Source organism: Rhizobacter sp., from assembly GCA_021153565.1.
GTDB lineage: Bacteria > Pseudomonadota > Gammaproteobacteria > Burkholderiales > Burkholderiaceae_C > Albitalea.
The window spans coordinates 1-5,791 of record JAJKJU010000233.1; the positions used below are offsets into that span (position 1 = coordinate 1).

The 5,791-nt window shown below is 61.3% G+C and carries 4 protein-coding genes; all 4 read left to right on the top strand.

Translation table 11 applies throughout. The features are described from left to right. Positions 1-585: LamG domain-containing protein (locus tag AC30NL_RS14835; RefSeq protein ID WP_489464770.1), on the top strand; the 585-nt coding region annotated here is incomplete at its 5' end. A 68-nt stretch (positions 586-653) separates the two neighbouring features. Then, positions 654-1,112: a hypothetical protein gene (locus AC30NL_RS14840; RefSeq protein ID WP_489464771.1), complete on the top strand. Its 459-nt coding sequence runs from the start codon at positions 654-656 to the stop codon at positions 1,110-1,112. Further along, positions 1,093-1,467, top strand: coding sequence for a hypothetical protein (locus AC30NL_RS14845; protein ID WP_489464772.1), 375 nt, complete (start codon positions 1,093-1,095; stop codon positions 1,465-1,467). The genes AC30NL_RS14840 and AC30NL_RS14845 overlap by 20 nt, the downstream gene beginning before the upstream one ends. 393 nt (positions 1,468-1,860) lie before the next feature. Further along, on the top strand, positions 1,861-5,791 hold a 3,931-nt coding region (locus AC30NL_RS14850; protein ID WP_489464773.1), incomplete at its 3' end, for a galactose oxidase-like domain-containing protein.

Sequence of the window (5,791 nt, forward strand, 5' to 3'; positions counted from 1 at the left end):
AACGGCAACAACGGCACGATCAACAACGCGACGTGGACCACGGCGGGCAAGTACGGTCCCGCCCTCAACTTCAACGGGACCAATGCCTACGTTGACCTGGGTAACCCCACATCGCTTCAATTCACCGGGAGCATGACGGTCAGCGCCTGGATCCGGACGACCGCCTTCCCGGCCGATGATGCAGCCATCGTTTCCAAGCGCAGTTCTAACGCGATAGGCTTCCAGCTCGACACGTCGGTCGACACAGGGCCTCGAACGGTGGGCTTCAAGCTGGCCAGTTCAACCGGGGCGCTGATGGCGCGCTACAGCAGCACGGTCCTGCAGGCAAACACCTGGTATTACGTCACGGGTGTGTACGACGCAAGCGCTCGAACGATGAGCGTGTACGTCAACGGCGTGCTGAACAACGGCGCGCTGCGCGGGACCGTCACGGCCACACAGCAAAACTCGACGGTGAACGTCAACGTGGGTCGTCGCACGGGCGCGGGCAAGTTCAATTTCAATGGCACGATTGACGAAGTGCGCATCTATAACCGCGCCCTCAGCGCGACGGAGATCGCCGCCGACATGAACACCGCGCAGTAGACGGTACGCTGCGCGGTAAGAGGTGAGCTTACAACTGGTCGCGGGTTTCGGTCGGCACGAAGTCGCCAGTGCGGTCAGATTTCGTGCAGGAAGACAACGCCTTCTTGTGCATCTCGGACCATGGTCGTGCGCAGGCGCTGGCCGACGCCTTCAGTCCCGATGTGATTCACCAGCGCCTGAGGCGTTATGCCCATTGGCTGTGCCCGGTGGCCGACGCGTTTTCCCAGGAAGATTGGCACTGGAGCATCCGACAGGCCGAGTACTCCACGGATCTGATGTTTCGCAGCCGCGAGATTTTGGTGCCGCTGTACGACGCGCTGTCGCGCCAGGCGGTGCTGGCCGCCGACGTGCCCCGCGTGGCTGGCTTTCTCGGCAAGAAGATCACGCCCCTGTTGGCCGAAGAGATCGGCTCGCGGCTGTCTACCCGCATCGAAGGCCGCTGCATCAAGCACTACATGGGCGCGGCCAGCGGTAAAGGTCTACGACAAGTTCTCGCGCGTGTTGCGCGTGGAAACCACCGTCAATGACGTCAGCTTTTTCAAGCACCACCGCAAGGTGGAACATAGGGGTAGCGCTGCCACGCGGGAACTGGCCCCGCTGAAAGAGACGATCTACAGCCTCATCGACCTGCGCGAGATCCTCCTGGGCTGCAATCTGCGCTACCTTGCATTCCTGTCCAGCCTCGACGACCCGAGCGCGGGCGAACGCGACCTTCAGCGTCTTCCCGTGTGGGAACCATCCCGTCGCAGCACTGGCGATGCTTTGGATAAATTCAACCGCGTTCGACGACAGCCCGGCCTGCTTGCTCGTATAGATCTGCGGACCATAGTGCATGAGCTGACAAGCTTGGCGTACGTGTCGATCCTTCCGCCGCCTCCCTAACTATCTGATCCCCATACCCTATCCAAGGGGTAGCACTTGCGCTCAGGGAAACTATTCTTGGGTAAATAGCCCTCGATGGTCGGAGCGGTTGGAGCCATCCGCGTTTGTCTCGAGATGTTTGACATGCGCTAGCTTGCGTGAGCGGATTGCATCGCCATGTTCATGTCGAAAAAAGGCACCGGAGGAGAAAAGATGGAGAAGATAGGTTCCCGTGGCCTATGGCCAAGGAAAGGCTTTCTCGCTGTTCTTTTGTGTGCGGCTGTGCTGCTTTCATGCGGCGGTGGCCAAGAGGATACCGAAACCAACTCATCCAATCGAGTAAAGGCCGCCGTCACACCGCCACAGACCTTCTTTCCCAGCATCCCAATTCCGAGCGATGCCAACACGCGTGGCATGTGGTCGCCTGTCTACAACTGGCCAGGCGTCGCCGTGCATGCAGTGGTTCTGCCCGATGGACGCCTGCTGACGTACGGTAGTACCACCACCGGTGTAGAGACAGGACTCTCGACTTACGACATTTGGGATGGCACTGGCGCGCCTGATGCAGGCCATCTCACCTTGCCCAATGGCACCGGTACCGACATCTTCTGCAGCGCCAATGTGATGCTGCCGCCGGAGTCGCCCAGTGCTCCGGCCAGTACCTTCATCGCTGGAGGATCCTTGTGGTCCGGGGGGCCCCTCAATCAGCCCAACCAGAACAGCAACGTGTTCGACGTGGCGAGCGGAACTATCACTCGCAAACCCGACATGCAGCGCTTGCGCTATTACTCAACCGCCGTGACGTTGGCCAACGGAGAAATCTACATCCAGGGTGGGACGGGCGGGACCGACCGGCCCGAGGTCCGGAGTCTGGCAGGTGAATTCCGCTTGTTGTCCGCTGCCGATACCTCTGCGTTCGAGGCGTTTTATCCGCGGAATTTCGTTGCACCCGATGGAAGAGTCTTTGGGTACGACTCCAATGGGCAGATGTACTACGTCAACCCGAGCGGCAACGGGAGCATCGCGCTGGCCGGGCAACTCGCCTCGCAGTACGCAAGCTGGACTGGAAGCGCAGCCATGTTCCGTCCCGGCCGCATTCTTCAACTGGGCGGCAATTCCAATGGCGCTTTGGTAATCGACATCACCGGCGGTGGCAACCCCGTGATCACTCCAACGCAATCCTTGTCTTCGCAGCGTCAGTGGGTCAGTGCAACCATTCTCGCGAACGGAAAAGTGCTTGCCACTGGCGGCAGCCAAGTGGAAAACGAACTGACCGGTGTCAACAGCAAGGCCGAGGTCTGGGATCCGATCACCGGCCAATGGATGCAGGGGCCGTCGGGTACAAGACCACACCTCTACCATTCGAATGCCATCCTGCTGCCGGATGCCAGCGTGCTGACAACAGGCGGCGGAGCCCTCGTGACATCGCCTGAGTCCAGGGATGAGCTCAATGCCGAGATCTATTACCCGCCCTATCTCTTTGCCGCGGGTGGCCAACGCGCTTCGCGCCCGATCATCGCGTCGGCGCCCGAATGGGTCGACATCGGAAAGGTGATTTCGGTAAGCGTCGCGAACGCAGCAAGTGTGAGCCGTGTTGTGCTGGTGAAGACCGGCGCGACGACTCACAGCTTCAACATGGACCAGCGGTTCTTGGATCTGACTTTCAACGCCAATGGTTTGAATCTGTCCGTACAGGCACCAGCGCGCGCGGCTGACGCTACGCCTGGGTACTACATGCTCTTTGTGTTCAACGAAGCCGGGGTGCCCTCGGTCGCAAAGATCGTGCGCATGGGGATAGCACCGGTGCCCAACCCGGCCACCGTACCGTCCATTACAAACCCCGGCGTGCAAGCAAGCGACGTGGGCTCGACCGTCAATCTGCAACTGAGCGCCTCAGATCCAAACGGCGATACCCTGACCTACACGGCCACCGGGCTGCCGAGCGGCTTGTCACTCAATTCCACAACCGGCGTCATCAGCGGTTCGCCATCGGCGGCAGGCGACTACAACGTCGTCGTCACCGTCAGCGACGGCATCAACGTCGCCAGCGCCAACTTCGTGTGGACCATCAATGCGATCAACGGCGTCGTCATCGACCCGTTGCCGCCCGTTGTTGCCACGCAGGTTGGCAGCACGACGACATTCACGGCGACCACGCAGGGTGGCACCAATGTGATGTATCGATGGAATTTCGGCGACGGAACAGGTGATACCGCCTGGTCGTCGTCCGCGACGATCAGCCATACCTTTGCCACTCCGGGCACCTTCAGTGTGACCTTCAGTGCAACGGACAGCAGCTTGATCGTGCGTACGCGCACCTTCCTGCAAAGCGTGTACCTGCCGGCTATGTCTGGCAAGCCGAGTGTGTCGAGCAACATCATTGTGCAAACACCCGCGAGCGGCAATCCGCGCTTGTGGGTCGTCAACCAGGACAATGACAGCGTCAGTGCATTCGACGCCGTCACGCTTGCCAAGCAGGCCGAGGTGAGCGTCGGCACTGCTCCGCGCACCATTGCGCTCGCGCCCAACGGGCTGATCTGGGTGACCAACAAGCGAAGCGACTCGATCAGCGTCATCAACCCAGCCACCAATGCGGTGGTCAACACCATTGCATTGCCACGCGCATCACGGCCATTCGGCATCGCCATGTCACCTACCGCGGCGCAGGCGTTCGTCGTGCTCGAGGCCACGGGCCAGTTGCTGAAATTCGATGCGCTGAACTACGCCTTGCTCGCAAGTGCATCGGTCGGCGCCAACCCGCGGCACCTGTCGATCAGCGCCGATGGCGCCAGCGTCTACGTATCGCGCTTCATCACGCCGTCCCTGCCCGGCGAAAGCACGGCAACCGTCACGACCACGCCCAGCAATGGCGCAGAGGTGGTGGTGATGAGTGCAGGCGGCCTGAGTCTCATGCGCACCATCGTCTTGCAGCACAGTGACAAGCCCGACCTTGAAAACCAAGGACGTGGCATACCCAATTACCTGGGCGCGGCGACGATCTCGCCCGACGGCAGCCAGGCCTGGGTCCCTTCCAAGCAGGACAACATCAAGCGAGGCACGCTGCGCGACGGCACCGCATTGAATTTTCAGAGCACAGTGAGGGCCATCAGTTCTCGCATCGTGCTTTCCACCAATCAAGAAGACCTCGGCAAGCGTGTCGATCACGACAACGCGAGCGTTGCGACAGCCGCTGTGTATGACAGCCGAGGCACGTACCTGTTTGTCGCCCTCGAAACGAGTCGCGAGGTGGCGGTGGTCGACGCGCACGGCGGCTTCCAGATCATGCGATTCAGTGTCGGCCGCGCCCCGCAAGGCTTGGCCATCTCCGGCGACAACAAGACGCTGTACGTCAACAACTTCATGGACCGCACGGTCGGCGTGTACGACCTGCAGACGCTGCTCACCGGTGGACAGCTGAGCGTTCCCCTTGTGGCCTCCCTGAACGCCGTCGGGTCGGAAAAGCTCACCAGCACGGTGCTCCTGGGCAAGCAGCTTTTCTACGATGCCCGCGATCCTCGTCTCGCGCTTGATCGCTATTTGAGCTGCGCAACTTGCCACAACGACGGTGGCAGCGACGGCCGCACCTGGGACTTGACCGGTCAGGGCGAGGGGTTGCGCAACACGATCGCGTTGCGTGGCCGCGCCGGCGCACAAGGACTATTGCACTGGAGCGGCAACTTCGACGAAGTGCAAGACTTCGAAGGGCAGATTCGCACACTGGCCGGTGGCACCGGACTGATGAGCAACATCTCCTTCAATGCCGGCACGCGCAGCCAGCCGCTGGGTGACCCCAAAAGCGGAGTGAGTGGAGACCTGGACGCCTTGGCGGCCTACGTCAGCTCGCTCAACTCCTTCGACCCGACCCCATATCGTGACGCTTCGGGTGCGATCACCGCGACAGGTGCGGCTGGTCGCGCAGTCTTTACCGCACAGGGTTGCGGTGCTTGCCATGGCGGACCATCGTTCACGAATTCAGGGTTAATGGGATTGCAGAACATCGGCACCCTGAAGCCCTCCAGCGGAAAACGATCGGGTGGGACGCTGACCGGTATTGATGTCCCGACGCTGCGCGATGTGTGGCAAACAGGGCCCTATCTACATGACGGTTCGGCTTCGACACTTGAGGCCGCGGTGCTGGCGCACAACAGCGTTTCGATCAGCAGCGCCGACCTGAGTTCGCTGGTGCAGTACCTGCGCGAATTGGGCTCCGACGAGCTTGGCTCGCCTGGTCCGCAATCCGACCCCGGGCTGGTTGCGGCATACGGCTTCAACGAAGGCGCCGGGACGACGCTGGCCGATCTGTCGGGCAATGGGCACACCGGCACGATCAGTGGGGCGACGTGGG